This is a genomic window from Tabrizicola sp. T74, assembly GCF_057219935.1.
Genome location: NZ_JBXVVT010000006.1, coordinates 200,107 through 214,777 on the forward strand (window position 1 = coordinate 200,107; position 14,671 = coordinate 214,777).

12 protein-coding genes are annotated in these 14,671 nt (G+C 67.4%); 4 read left to right on the forward strand and 8 right to left on the reverse strand.

Annotation, left to right across the window (positions count from 1 at the left end):
• Positions 1-404 precede the first annotated feature (404 nt).
• Both AC2EAL_RS18080 and AC2EAL_RS18085 read left to right on the forward strand, forming a co-directional pair.
• The gene (locus AC2EAL_RS18080) at positions 405-1,469 is read left to right on the forward strand and encodes a four-carbon acid sugar kinase family protein (RefSeq protein ID WP_484725627.1); all 1,065 of its coding nucleotides are present in this window, start codon (positions 405-407) and stop codon (positions 1,467-1,469) included.
• Positions 1,469-2,248, forward strand: a complete 780-nt coding sequence (locus AC2EAL_RS18085; protein WP_484725628.1) for a FadR/GntR family transcriptional regulator — start codon at positions 1,469-1,471, stop codon at positions 2,246-2,248. The genes AC2EAL_RS18080 and AC2EAL_RS18085 overlap by 1 nt, the downstream gene beginning before the upstream one ends.
• On the opposite strand, the gene AC2EAL_RS18090 is transcribed toward AC2EAL_RS18085, so the two are convergent.
• From AC2EAL_RS18090 to AC2EAL_RS18125, 8 genes are all read right to left on the reverse strand, one after another.
• On the reverse strand, positions 2,230-3,342 hold the full coding sequence (locus AC2EAL_RS18090; protein WP_484725629.1) for an iron-containing alcohol dehydrogenase: 1,113 nt from the start codon (positions 3,340-3,342) through the stop codon (positions 2,230-2,232). The genes AC2EAL_RS18085 and AC2EAL_RS18090 overlap by 19 nt on opposite strands.
• Positions 3,339-4,253, reverse strand: a complete 915-nt coding sequence (locus tag AC2EAL_RS18095; protein WP_484725630.1) for a dihydrodipicolinate synthase family protein — start codon at positions 4,251-4,253, stop codon at positions 3,339-3,341. The genes AC2EAL_RS18090 and AC2EAL_RS18095 overlap by 4 nt, the downstream gene beginning before the upstream one ends.
• A complete protein-coding gene (gene pdxA / locus AC2EAL_RS18100; RefSeq protein WP_484725631.1) occupies positions 4,250-5,203 on the reverse strand; it encodes a 4-hydroxythreonine-4-phosphate dehydrogenase PdxA in 954 nt (317 codons plus the stop codon). The genes AC2EAL_RS18095 and pdxA overlap by 4 nt, the downstream gene beginning before the upstream one ends.
• Positions 5,200-6,198 (reverse strand): ABC transporter ATP-binding protein, encoded by a 999-nt coding sequence (locus tag AC2EAL_RS18105; RefSeq protein ID WP_484725632.1) that lies wholly within the window; start codon positions 6,196-6,198, stop codon positions 5,200-5,202. The genes pdxA and AC2EAL_RS18105 overlap by 4 nt, the downstream gene beginning before the upstream one ends.
• Positions 6,195-7,175 carry an ABC transporter ATP-binding protein gene (locus tag AC2EAL_RS18110; protein WP_484725633.1) on the reverse strand — a complete coding sequence of 327 codons (981 nt, stop codon included), beginning with the start codon at positions 7,173-7,175 and terminating at the stop codon, positions 6,195-6,197. The genes AC2EAL_RS18105 and AC2EAL_RS18110 overlap by 4 nt, the downstream gene beginning before the upstream one ends.
• Entirely contained in the window at positions 7,172-8,125 is a 954-nt protein-coding gene (locus AC2EAL_RS18115; RefSeq protein WP_484725634.1) for an ABC transporter permease, read from the reverse strand. The genes AC2EAL_RS18110 and AC2EAL_RS18115 overlap by 4 nt, the downstream gene beginning before the upstream one ends.
• A gap of 1 nt (position 8,126) precedes the next feature.
• Positions 8,127-9,080, reverse strand: a complete 954-nt coding sequence (locus AC2EAL_RS18120) for an ABC transporter permease (protein WP_484725635.1) — start codon at positions 9,078-9,080, stop codon at positions 8,127-8,129.
• A gap of 65 nt (positions 9,081-9,145) precedes the next feature.
• Positions 9,146-10,777 carry an ABC transporter substrate-binding protein gene (locus tag AC2EAL_RS18125; protein ID WP_484725636.1) on the reverse strand — a complete coding sequence of 544 codons (1,632 nt, stop codon included), beginning with the start codon at positions 10,775-10,777 and terminating at the stop codon, positions 9,146-9,148.
• Positions 10,778-11,045: 268 nt separating this feature from the next.
• On the opposite strand from AC2EAL_RS18125, the gene AC2EAL_RS18130 reads away from it, so the two are divergent.
• Entirely contained in the window at positions 11,046-12,242 is a 1,197-nt protein-coding gene (locus AC2EAL_RS18130; RefSeq protein WP_484725637.1) for a sialidase family protein, read from the forward strand.
• A 377-nt stretch (positions 12,243-12,619) separates the two neighbouring features.
• On the forward strand, positions 12,620-14,641 hold the full coding sequence (locus AC2EAL_RS18135) for a divergent polysaccharide deacetylase family protein (RefSeq protein ID WP_484725638.1): 2,022 nt from the start codon (positions 12,620-12,622) through the stop codon (positions 14,639-14,641).
• The last annotated feature ends 30 nt before the right edge of the window (positions 14,642-14,671 follow it).

Below are 14,671 nucleotides of genomic sequence, written 5' to 3' on the forward strand. Positions count from 1 at the left end.
GCGGCCTTGATCCGCTCGTTCCGCTCAGATCCCAGGACAGGCCGGACGGAACGACCTGGCCCTTCGCGGGTTGCCGGGACCGCAAGCGCAATGGCAAGTCCGGTCGTCGCAAGAAAGCGGCGTCTGTTCATTCTGGGGCTCCCCGTTGCTGGCTGCGGGATCCGCGTCCGTTACAAAGGGATTGACGGACTTGCTGACATACTCGTCAACAATATCCGTCTAAGTGTGTTGGCAATCCCGTGCTTGATCGTTGATCTTCCAAATCTCGCCTAAAGCTTAGTCAGTCCTGGCGTGACGTCGGGCATGGCCAGCGTCGCCAAGACCTCCCCGTGACCAACCAGGGATTACAAGTGATTATCATCTTTACATGTTGCCCAAGTTCATTCGGTGGAACAATGTAAAGCATGTCCTTCCCGGCCGTCGTACTGATCGCTGATGACCTGACCGGAGCGCTCGATTCGATCGCTCCGTTCGCTGCGATGGGACTTGGCTGCCTCGTCAGCGTTGCGCCTCAGTCCATCGGCGCTGCGCTTGCCCTTGCACCAGATGTCATTTCGGTGAACCTCGGCACCCGGGAACTGTCGCCGGAAGAGGCGCGGGCCAGGGCAAAGGATGCTGCGCGATACCTCAAGCAGCGCGCCACGCCCGAAACCATCTGGTACAAGAAGATCGACTCGCGGCTGAAGGGCCCGATTGCGGCAGAGATCGCCGGCATGGCAGATGTGCTGCCCATCGGGCGGGTCGTTCTTTGTCCCGCGATCCCCGAGCTTGGACGACAGGTGTCGCAAGGGGTGCTGCGGGGCAACGGTCTTGTCCTGGGCCTGCCGGTGGCAGAGACCGTTCGGCTGGACCTGCCCTGCGACGTTCCGGATGCGACCAGCGACGCGGACCTTGACCGACTGGTGGCCAAGCTTGCGCCCGGCAGCCTTCTCGCCGGTGCCAGAGGCCTTGCCGCGGCATTGGCACGGCGGCTTTGCCCGGGGCGCAGTCCGGTGAACGCCCATATGCGTCGGGGACCCTTGGGCATTGCCGTCGGCTCGCGCGATCCGGTGACGGTCGCCCAGGTTAGCGCCCTTGTGGCCGAGGCGGGGATGGTTCGGGTTCTGGCCCCGGACGGAAAGGTGCCCGCCGCCGAGGCCCATGGGTCCTTCCTGGTGCAGGCCACGCCCGGGATCGGGGCCGATGGACCGACCGTCGCGGCCCGGCTGGCGGACGGGGTCGCGCGCCGCGTCGCAGGTCTGGGGACGCTGGTCCTGACCGGGGGCGAAACGGCGGCGGCGGTGCTGACCGCGCTTCATGTCGGCGTGCTGCGCGTTCAGGGCGAAGTCCTGCCAGGACTACCCCTGTGCCGCGCTGCCGACCGGCCCGATCTTCCCGACCTGATCACCAAGTCCGGCGGCTTCGGACCGCCGGACACGCTGTTGCGGCTGTGGCTGGCCGCAAGCCATCCCGAAGGACAGACCACATGATGAGCGACCTGACAGAGACCAGGGACCCGGAGGCCAGCCCGGCTTCGGCCCCACGTTCGGTGTTGTTGGCCGACGTCGTCCACGACCGAATCCGGCGGGCCATCGTCGACGGCCAGCATGCGCACGGCGCGCGACTTCCCGGCGAGAACGACCTCGCCCGGCAGTTCGAGGTGTCGCGGCCGGTCATCCGGGCAGCGCTGAAACGGTTGCGGACCGAGGGTCTGATCATGTCCCGCCAGGGCTCTGGCAGCTTTGTTGTCGCCCCGGGAGAGCGCAAGACCCTGTCCTTCCAGCCGGTCGAGACCATCGCCGACCTGCAGCGGTGCTACGAGTTTCGCCTGACCATCGAACCCGCCTCCGCCGCCATGGCGGCCACGCGGCGCAGCGAGGCGCAGCTGGCCGAGATCGCGAAGTACCTGGCCCTGATGCGCGATGCGACGGAACGGCGCAGCCACCGGGAGGACGCGGATTTCAGCTTTCACCTGGCGATCACGGCGGCAGCGAACAACCAGTATTTCGAGACGTCGATGCGTGCCTTGAAGGACCATATTGCGGTGGGCATGAAGTTTCACGGCCTGTCTCTGCAGTCGGTCAGGGGCGGCCTCGATCATGTGCTTGAGGAGCATGCCGCGATCTACGAGGCGATCCGGCTGGGCCAGGCAGAGGCCGCGCGCGAGGCGATGCTGATGCACGTCACCGGGTCGCGAGACCGGCTGTTCGAGGGGCGGCTTCTGGACCTCTCATCTCGTGATCGCGGACATCAGAAGGCGGTGCGGTAGATCGCCTCGACCTCGGCCACGGTCATGTCGCGGGGATTGTTATCCATCAGGCGGCGGATGCCGTGCGCCTCGACCGCCCACCCGGGCAACTGGTCTTCAGTCGCGCCGTTCCGAGACAGGCGCATGCTGACGCCCAACCCTTCGCACCAGGCGACTGCCGCGCGGCGCAGGTCGCCGGTCAGGCCAAGAAGCTTGCCGATCCGTGCGGTCCTTTGCGGCACGGCGGGTGCATTGAAGGCCAGGACATGCGGGAAGATGATCGCGTTCGCGTGCCCATGCGGCAGTTTGAGCCGGGTGCCCAGCGGATAGGCAAGCGCGTGACCGGCGGCCGTGTTCACGGGGCCAAGGCAGATGCCGCCGTAATAGGCCGCCAGCAGCAGGCCGGCCCGCGCCTCGACGTCAGAGCCGTCGGCCACCGCGCGGGGCAGGTAGCGGGCCACAAGCTCGATCCCCATTAGGGCATAGTTGTCGATCAGGGGGTGCGACTTGCGGCTGGTGAAGGCCTCGACGCAATGCGCCATCGCATCGATGCCGGTCGCTGCAGTGATCGCGGGCGGCAGGGTAAAGGTCAGCGACGGGTCAAGCGCGACGATGTCGGCCAGAAGGTATGGGCTTTCGACGGCAACCTTCATGCCCGTCGTCACATCGGTGACCAGCGCCCGGATGCCCGCCTCGGACCCGGTGCCTGCCGTCGAAGGCACCAGAGCAAGCGCATTCTGGCGGGCGGTGACCTTGTTCGGGCCGATGATCTCGGCAAGGGTCTGGTCGCCGCGCAAGACGGTGACAAGCTTGGCAAGGTCCATGACCGACCCGCCGCCAAAGCCCACGATCAGATCGGGCTCGACCGCCTGCGCGGCCTTCAAGGCTTGTGCAAGGTTGTCGGTGTCAGGCTCGGGCAGGACCCCGGCGAACAGTGCCACCGGCTCGGGTAGGCCAAGGGCCGCCACGCGCCCGGCCATCGACCGCTGGGTCATGACCAGAATGCGTTTGAACCCCGCGGCCTTTGCCCAGGCTCCGATCTCGGCAGCGCTGCCGAGGCCGTATTCCATCCGACGGGGCTGGTGGATGCGCAGGGGGCGGCTAAGGTCGGTCATGCGGCAAGGTCCTTCACGCTGGCACCGATGGCGCGCAGGCGGTGCTTCAGGTCGTCCAGTTCGGCAGGGGTAAGGCCAACAAGGGGCGGGCGGGTCCGGGTCCAAAGCGCGGCCCCGTGACGGAAGGCGACCATCGCCTTGATCGCCGGGATCTGGGTGTAAGAGTTCGACAGGTCGCGAAAGGCGTTGATCCGGGCTTGCGCCGCCGCGACATCCGCCGCGCGGGCGGTGTCGGCGTGGTGGCGGAAGACGGTCGCAAGGCTGTCGGCCACCAGGTTCGAAGTCGCGGTGATGCATCCCGCGCCGCCCTGCCCCATGAGCGGCAGAAGCAGCGGGTCGGCCCCGGCGAGAACCGAGAAGCCGGGGAAGCGATCGATCATCGCCGTCATGTTCTCGATCTTGCCGGCGCTGTCCTTGATGCCGACGACGGTGCCGGGGAAGGCCGTCACCAGGCGCTCGATCAGGTCATGGCTGATGGGCACGCCCGAGACCTGCGGGATGTGGTACAGGAGCACCTGCAGCCGGGCATCGCCGATGGTTTCGATGACCAAGGCATAGGCGCGGAACAGGCCCTCGTCACTGACGCCCTTGTAATAGCTGGGGGGCAGCATCACGACGCGGGTGACGCCCAGGCTCAGGGCGTGGCGGGTCAACTCGATGGTTTCGGGCAGGGCGTTGACCCCGGTGCCGGGCATCAGCCTGTCCGGCCCTACGGCCTTGGCCGCGGCTTCGAGGATCGTGCGACGTTCGGTCAGCGAGAACGAATTGGCCTCTCCGGTCGTGCCGAGAAGCGCGATGCCGTCGCAGCCGTCGGCGATCAGCGCCTGGGCATGGGCGGCCAGCGCCCCGAGGTCGGGCGAGAGGTCGGCGTTCAACGGCGTGGCCGAGGCGCAGTAGACTCCACGGATCATTTGGGGCTCCGGGTCGCGGCCATGCGTCGGGCATAGGCCAGCGCGTGGTTCAGGTTGGTGTTGTTGGCGATGCCCTTGCCCGCGATGTCGAAGGCGGTGCCGTGGTCGACGGAGCAGCGGTCGATGGGCAGGCCAAGGCTGACGTTGACCGCCGTGTCGAAGGCCACCAGCTTGACCGGGATATGGCCCTGGTCGTGATACTGCGCGACCACCAGGTCAAAGGCACCCTCGTAGGCGCGGTGGAACAGCGTGTCAGCCGAAATGGGGCCGTGGGCATCGATGCCTTCCGCCCGGGCGGCCTGAACCGCCGGTTCGATCTGCGTGTCATCCTCGTCGCCGAAAAGTCCCCCCTCGCCGCAATGCGGGTTGAGGCCCGCGACGGCGATCCGGGCGGTGATCCCGAGGCGCAGGAACTGCTGATGCCCGGCGCGGATCGTCGCCAGGATCCGGTCGGGTTGCACCCGGCCGATCGCGCCCTTCAGCGAGATGTGGGTCGAGACATGGATGACGTTCAGCCGTTCCGAGGTAAGCAGCATGAAGCTGGACTTCGCCCCGGTCAGGGCGGCCAGCATCCCGGTATGCCCGTCGTAGTGATGACCCGCAGCGTTCAGGGCAGCCTTGTTGATGGGCGCGGTGACGATCCCGGCGATTTCATTGCTCATCGCTTGCCGCACGGCGGCCTCGATAAAGCGGAAGCAGGCCTCACCGCCGCGTTCGTCAAGCTTGCCAAAGGGCATCGTATCGCCCGGAATGTCGGTCTGGTGCAGGTCAAGCGTGGCCAGGTCGAGCCCGGTCTTCAGCACGCGTTCGGCCGCGCCAAGGCTGGCCGCATTGCCGAAGATGCGATAGCGCCGCCGCTCCTCGGGCGGGAGTGCCGCCAGCGACTTGACGATGATTTCAGGCCCCACGCCTGCGGGGTCGCCCATGGTGATGCCGATCGGCAGGGTCATGCCTGTCCTTCCCAGTTCGTCCGTCCCGGCCCCGTCACGGCGTGGCAGGCAACCTGGTGGCCCGGTGCCACCTCGCGCCAGTCGGGGACCTTGGTCTTGCAGAGGTCGCGCGCCAGCGGGCAGCGCGGGTGAAAGCGGCAACCCTCGGGCGGGTTCAGCGGGCTTGGCACCTCTCCCGTCAGCCTTTGGCGTGAGCGCGGGGCCCGCGGGTCCGGTTTGGGCACGGCCGAGAGAAGCGCGCGGGTGTAGGGGTGGAGGGGTTCGGCAAACAGCGCCTGGGCTGGGGCGAGTTCGGCGAGGCGGCCCAGATACATCACGCCCACCCGGTCGCTGATATGGCGCACGACGGCCAGGTCATGGGCGATGAACAGGTAGGTCAGGCGGTACTTTTGCTGCAGGTCCATCAGCAGGTTCAGGATCTGCGCCTGGACCGAGACGTCCAGCGCCGAGATCGCCTCGTCGCAGACGATGAAGCGCGGCTGGCAGGCAAGCGCGCGGGCGATGGCCACCCGCTGGCGCTGGCCCCCAGAAAGCTCGTGCGGGTAGCGGTTGGCAAAGCGTGGGGTCATGCCGACATCGGCCAGAAGCTGCGCCACGCGGGACTGGATTTCGGCCTTGGGGGCAAGGCCATGGAAACGGATCGGTTCGGCCAGCGCCTCGCCGATGGTCATGCGGGGGTTCAGGGTGGAATAGGGGTCCTGGAACACGATCTGCAGGTCGCGGCGCAGCGGGCGCATGGCGACCTCGTCAAGACCCGCAATGTCCTGCCCCTTGTAGCGGACCGAGCCGGCGCTGGGGCGTTGCAGGTTCAGGATGGCAAAGCCGGTGGTGGACTTGCCGCAGCCGGATTCACCGACCAGGCTTAACGTCTCGCCCTCGATGATGTCGGCGGTGAAGTCGTCCAATGCCCGCACGACGGCATGACGTTCGCCGAAGGCACCAAGGCGGATGTCATAGCGTTTCGCCAGTCCACGGATTTCCAGAAGCGCGGTCATGCGGCGACCCCCAGGACCACAGGGCAGGCCACACGGTGCCGGGCATTGTCGCCTACCGGCTGAAGCTTTGGCACGGCAGCGTTGCAGGCGGCCTCGGCCAGCGGGCAGCGCGGGGCGAAGGGACAGCCGGGGGGACGGCGGCCGGGTTCGGGCGGGGTGCCGGGGATCGAGGGGAGACGCTCCATCGCCTGACCGGCGAGGGTGGGCAGCGAGCCGAGAAGCGCGCGGGTATAGGGATGCGAGGGGTGGTCGAAGATGGCCTCCACCGGCCCGTCCTCGACCACCGTTCCGGCATAAAGGACGGCGATACGGTCGGCGAGGCCCGCGATGAGCGCCAGGTCATGAGTGATCCAGACGACCGACATCTTCAGCCGGTCCTTCAGGTCGCGCACCAAGTCGACGATCTGCGCCTGGATGGTCACATCCAGCGCCGTCGTCGGTTCATCCGCGATCAAAAGCTTCGGGTGGCCGGCCAGCCCCATGGCGATCATCACCCGCTGGCGCATGCCGCCCGACAACTCATGCGGCCAGGCGTTCGCCCGTTCCTCGGGGGCGGGAATGCCGACGAGCGACAACAGCTCCACCGCCCGGGCGCGGGCTTCGGGTTTCGTCAGGCCCTTCTGGTAGACCAGCGCCTCGGCGATCTGGTCGCCGACCCGGATCACCGGGTTCAGGCTGGTCATCGGGTCCTGGAAGATGAAGCCGATCTCGGAGCCTCTTACCTTCCGCAACTCCTTTGCGGTCAGCTTCAGAAGGTCACGCCCGCCGAACAGCGCCTGACCGCCGGTTGCGTGGATGCGGTTCGGCAGCAGGCCCACCAGCGACAACATGGTCAGCGACTTGCCGCAGCCGCTTTCGCCGACGATGCCAAGGCTTTCGCCCTCCATCACGGCAAGGTCGATGCCGTCCACCACCCGAGCAGGGCCGCTGTCGCGGTCGATGTCGATGGTCAGGCCCTTGATCTGCAGGAGCGTCATTTCTGCCCCTTCGGATTGAACGCGTCGTTCAGCCCGTCGCCAAGGAAGTTGAACGCCACAGTCACCACGGCGAGCACGGCGGCGGGGGCGGCAAGAAGGTGGGGGTAGTTGGTCCAGACCCGCAGCCCGTCGGAAATCATGTTGCCCCAGCTGGGCGTGGGCGGGGTGACCCCGACGCCAAGGAAAGAGAACGCCGATTCCAGCACCATCGCCGTCCCGAGGCCCGCCGAGACGGCCACGATCAGCGGACCCATCGCGTTCGGCAGGACATAGCGCGTCAGGATCAGGCGGTTCGTCAGGCCCATGGCCCGCGCCGCCGTCACATAGGGCCGCTGCCGGACCGACAGGACCTGCGCGCGGACAAGACGGGCATAGGGTGGCCAGGTGATCAGCGCCATCGCTCCGAAGACCAGCACGAAATCGATGATCTGCGTGTTGCGCCAGATCGGGTTCAGCGTCTCCATGTAGCGGGCTTCCATCCACAGGCTGATCGGCTGCTTGAGGCTCGCGTTGATGACGACGACAAGCAGAAGCTGCGGCACGGACATGGTTATGTCGGTGAACCACATGACAAAGCGGTCGAACCAGCCGCCGTAGAACCCCGCGACTGCGCCGAGGATCACGCCGATTGCGACGGCGATGATCGTGACACCGACCGCGACCATCAGCGCAGTCCGCGCGCCGTAGATCAGGCGGCTGAGGACATCGCGACCAAGGTCGTCGGTCCCCAGCCAATGCTGGGCCGAGGGCGGCTGGTTCCGAAGGTCAAGGTTCTGCGACAGGAAGTCGTAGGGCGACAGCCACGGCCCGAAGATGGCGACTATGACCAGGGCCGCGATGATGACCAGCCCGGCCACTGCCAGCCGGTTCCGCCTGAGCCGCCGCCAGGCATCGCGCCAGAGGCTGGAGGGGCGATCCTCGATGTCGATCATCGTGTTGGGTATCGTCATGTTACGACCCCTTCACGTCAGCCGCCCGGGGATCGAGCAGCGGATAAAGGAGGTCGACCAGCAGGTTCGACGCCATGACCAGGAAGGAGCCGATCAGCGTCACCGCCAGGATCACCGGATAGTCGTTGTTGATCAGCGCCTGCACGGTCAGGCGACCAAGGCCGGGAAGTCCGAAGACCAGCTCCACGAAGATCGCGCCGTTGACGATGGTGATCATGATCAGGCCGAGCTGCGTGACGACGGGCGTCAGGACGGGCCGCAGGATATGGCGGAGTGCCACCATATGCTCCGGCACGCCCTTGGCGCGGGCGGTGCGGACGTAGTCTTCGGACATGACCTCGATCACCGCGGCGCGGGTCTGGCGCAGGATCAGCGCGATCGGCTGGAACGACAGGACGATCAGGGGAAGGATCACCTTGACGCTGAAGACGCCACCCCAGCCGTAGGGAACGGCACCATCGGGCAGGACCATCAGGAGGAGGACCATGAGAAGCGGTCCGGCGACATAGGCCGGGATCGCCCAAAGCGCGACCGCCGTTCCAAGGATGAAGTAGTCGAGCCGGCTGTTCTGCCGCAGCCCCGCGATCATGCCGAGCGGGATCGCCACCAGCGCGGTGAGAATGATCGTCATCACCCCCAAGGCCGCCGAGACGGGTGCGGCCGCCGAGACCATCGCCCAGACCGACCGGCCCGAGGTCAGCGAGTTGCCGAAGTTCCCCTGCAGCAGGTTGCCGATATAGCTGAAGAACTGCACCAGGAACGGGCGGTCGAGGCCGGCCTCGGCGCGGATCGCCTCGATCTTCACAGGGTCATAGGCCACATCGCCGGGGGCGCGCAGAAAGATCAGCTTGATCGGGTCGCCCGCGCCGTAGAAGGCCAGCGCATAGACCCCCAGCATGACCAGCATGACCGAGGGCACCCAGATAAGCAGGCGGCGCAGGATGTGGGCAAGCATGACGGGCTTTCACAGGCGACAACGGGGCAGGAGGCAGGCCCCCCGCCCCGTCAATGTGCATCAGATCAGCCGACGGCGATATTCCAGGGCGCGACGACTTGCCAGTCGAGGTTCTTCTCCATGCCCTGCACGTTGGCATTGGCCCAGCGGCTCATGGTCTGCTTGTACCAGGGGATGAACATGAAGTCGTCGCGGAAGATCCGCTGCGCCTCTTGCGCCTTTGCCACCCGGTTCGGGTCGTCGGCGGGCAAGGCCAGCGCCTCGGCGATCAGGGCATCGACGTTGTCGTTCTTGTAACCGCCCATCTTGCCTTGCGCATTGCCGGAGCCCGAACCGATGGAGCCTGCCAGATAGCTCGGCGCGTCTGGAACGCGGGTGCCGACGTCGTCGCGGAAGATCTGGATCGCGTTCTGGTCGGGGCCGGAATACTGGTCCTGCTGCGGCTTCATGTCGACAGCGCTGATCCCCAGGTTCTGCCGCCACTGTTCGGCGATGTACTGTGCCGCCGCCTCGTTCGCGGGCGAGGAGATGCCGACGAACATAAGCTTTGGCAGCTTCTCCGGCCCGCCGTAGGTCGAGGCCGCCAGCGCCGCCTTTGCCGCCTCGGGGTCGTAGGGATAGGGCGTGAAGGCTGCGTCATCCTCACCCGGGACCGAGTTCATCACCGTGTCGGTCTTCTGGTGCGGTCCGTCCGGGAAGCTGGCCTTGATCAGCCCGTCGCGGTCGACGGCCAGGATCAGCGCCTCGCGTACCTTGGGGTCGTCCATCGGCGCGCGGGTGGCGTTGAACCAGAAGTGCTGGCTGGTCGGAATGGTCGGCCCGGCCGCGAAATCGGCGCCCAGGTCCATCACCATGGTCGAGGTCACCAGTTCCGTATGCGCCTGATATTCGCCGGATTTCAGCATCTCGGTCGCGGTGACGTTGTCCTCGACGGCGGTCAGCTCGATCCGGGCGAGCTTCGGTGCCGGGCCGAAGAAGTTCGGGTTCGGGACCCAGACGTTGGTGCCCGCGTCCAGATCGACGCTTTCCAGCATGAACGGGCCCGAGGTCGCACCGTTCGCGCCAAGGAACCAGTCCGGCACCTCGTTCCCGTCCGCACCGCGCGCGACCGAGACCTTGACGATCGGCGCGATATGGTTCGCCAGCCGCTGGAAGAAGATCGGGTCGGGGCCGGCCAGCGTGACGGTCAGCTCACCCTCTCCAGCGACGATCCCCGAGATGTCTGTCGCCGTGCCGTCCTTGACTGCGCCATAGCCCGCAACGCCCGACAGCACCTGGTCGATCCGCTGGTTCTTGGTGTTCGGCATTGACGACAGCTCCCAGCTGCCCTTGACGTCGGCGGCGGTGATGGCCGAGCCGTCGGCGAATTTCGCGTCCGGGTTCACCTTCAGCGTCCAGACGGTGAAATCGGCGTTCGGGGCCCATTCGGTCAGGACATAGGGCTGGATCTCGCCCTTCTCGTTGAAATACATCGCGCTGGCGTTCCAGTAGGAGTTCCAGCGGAACGGCACGCCGCCACCGCGCAGGGGCGACCAGTCCTGGTTGAAGGCCGGATTGATCGCTTTCAGCACCTGGCCGTCCTGCGCCATCACGATCCGCGCCCCCGGTCCAAGCGCCGCAGCGGCCACGACCGAACCCAGCCCGAATTTCAACAGACCCCGGCGGCTGACGCCGGCCTTGCTTGCATTCTGTTTCATGTCTTCCTCCCAGGAATGTCCCGCGCCGTTGCCCGGCCCTCACGACTGATGCGGAGCAGACCGTCATGAGACAGGCCTGTCAACTTGTTATTTCCCGCATGACAAGTTTGCCCGGCTTGGAATGAAGGGGCACAGCGAAGTGACACTAAAATATCATTGTAAAACAATTATCTACTCAAGTACTCCGCACGAACCGCTCAGGGCGGCACTTGACAGGGAAGTTGACAACTTGTGATGTCGACGCAGCGCATCTGATCGGGAGTCTCGCATGTCTGCCTTCCCCCAACGCGAGCTGACCGCCGCCGAGATCGAGGCGGCGATGGACGGAAGGTTGCATGCCGGTCCCGCAGGACGCATCGATGCATTCCTTCCCTCGCCGATGGTGCAGAATCACGCGGCCAACCTGCATGTCCTGCCCGATGGCCGCCTCGCTTGCGTCTGGTTCGGCGGCACGATGGAAGGGATGGGGGACATCTCGGTCTGGATGTCGACCCTGGGTCCCGAGGGCTGGTCCGCGGCGCGCAGGCTTTCGGACGATGCCACCCGGTCGGAACAGAACCCGGTGCTGTTCACCGCGCCCGACGGGGCAGTCTGGCTGTTCCACACCAGCCAGCCGGGCGGGCGGCAGGACCTGTGCGAGATCGTGGCGCGGGTGTCGCAGGACGGTGGCGAAAGCTATGGTGCGGCACGACGGATCGGCGACTTCCGGGGTGTCTTCGTGCGCCAGCCGCCACGTCTCGGCCCCGCTGGTGAATGGCTGTTGCCGGGCTTTCGCTGCGTGACCCCGGCGGCAGGACGCTGGACCGGCGATATCGACAGCGCCGTGATGCTGGTGTCACATGATCAGGGAAACAGCTGGCAGGCTGTCGACGTGCCCGAAAGTCTGGGCGCGGTGCACATGAACCCCATCGCGCCGCAGGCCGGCGTGATGCCCGCCTTCTTCCGCGACCGCTATGCCCAGTGGGTGAAGCGAAGTCTGTCGACCGATGGCGGCCTGACGTGGAGCGCGCCGGATCCGACCGACCTGCCCAACAACAATTCCTCGGTGCAGGCGATCCGGCTGGCTGACGGTCGCATTGCCATGGTCCTCAACCCGATCAGCGCCGCGCAGTCCGCAGCCCGTCGCGCCTCGCTTTATGACGAGATCCCCGACGAGGCCGGCGCAGAGGCCGGACCTGGTACGGACAGCGAAGGTCCAAGGGCGATCTGGGGCGTTCCGCGCGCGCCGATGACGCTTGCGTTGTCCGCTGACAATGGCGCAACCTTTCCGGTCCGGCTCGACCTGGATCAGGGGTCGGGGCACGCGCTGTCGAACAACTCGGCCGAGGGCGTGAATCGGGAACTGTCCTACCCTTCCATCCTTCAGGACAAGGCGGGGCACCTGCACATTGCCTACACCTATCATCGTCGCGCCATCCGCTATGTCAGGCTCGACCTGCCAAAGCCCGACAGCAGCGGGTCCTGACGCTGGTCAGCTGTACCGATTGCGACAGGGCTGCCGTGTGATCGCGCGACTTCGCCTGGATGCCTTCTGAAGCCTCGCCCGGGCGCCCTGCCCCATGGCATGCAAGGTTCCCCTGACAACGCCAGACCAGGGCCTCGATACTGCGGTACAGCCTCCGGTTGCCCCACCCGGTCCAGCCGATGGCTGCGCAAGGATGCAGCAGTTGCCGCCCATCGTGTTGACGCGGGAACGAAAAGGGGTGAAGGCTGCGCAACCGCAGGCTATACTGCGGCAGAGCAGAAACATGACGCCGGGCGAACCGGCGGGCGGCTCCGAAGCACAGGCTACAGGGTAAAGGCCGGGTTCGGGCGCGCAGAACGCGAGAGCAGGAGGCACAGGTGGTCGGCAAATTCCTTCTTGGCATGATGTCCGGCGGGCTTCTGGTCGTGGGCGGCCTGGTGATCGGCTCTGCCGTAGCCCCGCTGCAGCCCGCGAACGACAACGCTCCCGCAGCTGTGGCCACCGAAGCGACGATCACCGCGCCCGAACCGACAACGGCGGATGCCGGAGATGCCGCGGCAGCGGAAACGGCCCCTGAGACGGCGACCCCTGAGACCACGACCACCGCAGCGCCAGCCGCCGAGACGGCCGCCGCGCCAGAGGAGACGGCCGAAGCCGAACCCGCCGAAGCAGCGCCCGAGGCTGCCGCCGAACCCGTCGAAGCGCAGCCCGAAGCGGTGTCTGACGCCCAGCCCGAAGTCGCCGCCGAAGCCGCCCCGGCTGCACCGGAGGCTCCCGCTGCAGAGGTCGCCGAGGCCGCAGCCCCGGTACCTGCCGAAACCACAGCCCCGGCAACGGCTGACGCACCCGCACCGCTGGCCGAAACGGCGGCGGACCCCGCGGCATCCGCGGTGGAAAAGACCACACCTGCGGTAGAGACGGCGGCTGCCGACCCGGCACCTGAAGCGGTGGCCGAAGCGGCACCAGAGGCCGTACCGGTGGCAGAAGCCGCGCCAGAGGTCCCCCCCGATGTTGCCTCTGAAGGCGCCGAATCCGCTGAGGCCGCGCCGGCCGAGGCACCAGCTGAGGTCGCCGAGGCGGTGACCGAACCCGCCGACACGACCGAACCGGCTGCCGAAGCCGCGACGGCACCGGAGGCCGCACCAGAGCCCGCACCAGAGCCAGAGACACCCGCGCCGGACGCAACCGCAGAAGCCGAGACCGGGACCACGGCGGAAGCTGCTCCCGATCCGGCACCCGAGGCCACCCCAGCGCCCGCCGAGGCCGCCCCGGAGGCAACCGCAGAGCCCGCCGCCGAGCCGGTGCCAGAGCCTGCGGCAGAACCGGCAGAGGTCGCCCCCGAACCTGCCCCCGAGCCAAGCCCCGAGCCAGCTCCGGAACCCGCGCCGGAAGCGCCCGCAGAAGCCCCGGCGGAACCGGCCGCGGAACCCGAAGCCGAACCGATGCCCGCCCCGGCCATGCCCGCGCCCGAGACGCTGGAGGAGAGCCCGGCGATGCCGGGTACCCAGCCCGAAGGCCTGCCCGGCACCGCCGAGGAAGTCGGGATCGGCGAGGCTGCCGAGGGCCTGCCGGGTCAGGAGAGCGGCTCGACCTTCGCGCCGACGCCCGGGCTGATCGGCAAGGACGGTGGCGTGGTCATCCGGCGCGGCAATGAAGGCGCGGCAGAGGCGGCCCCCGATCCCGCGACCGATCCCGCTACTGATCCTGCCGCCCCGCCAGCCGATCCGCGCCCGATCGCCCAGTTCGCGGCCACTTTCGAGAACCCCGAGGCGAAGCCGCCGATGGCCATCGTCCTTGTCGACACCGGGGCTGCCGACCTTGACCGCACGGGCCTCGCCGCCCTGCCCTTCCCGGTCAGCTTTGCGCTCGATCCGCTGGACCCGGCGACGCCAGAGCGCGCCGCGATCTACCGTGCCGCCGGGCATGAGGTGGTGATGCTGGTCACCGGCATCGCGGACGGCGCGCAGCCGTCGGATGTCGAGGTCGCCTTCCAGTCGATGGAACAGGGCCTGCCCGAGGCGGTCGCCGCGCTCGACCTGGCCGATCCCGCGTTCCAGAACAACCGGGGCCTTGCCAGCGCGGTGGTGCCGATCCTGAAGGCACAGGGCCGGGGGCTTCTGACCCGGGACGAGGGCCTGAACGCCGCCGATCAGGTCGCCCGTCGCGAGGATCTTGAGGCAGCCGTGGTGTTCCGCGACCTCGACACCGCCGGGGCCGACAAGACCGGCATCCGTCGCCTACTGGACCGGGCGGTGTTCAAGGCCGGGCAGGATGGTCAGGTCAGCGTCGTCGGTGCCGCCACGCCGGAAACTGTCGCGGCGCTGCTGGAATGGACGGTCGAGGGCAAGGCTGCGACTGTTGCACTGGCGCCGGTCACGGCGGTGATGCAGGTCGACTGACCCCCGGCTCGTCGGTGGACTTCGTCCCTC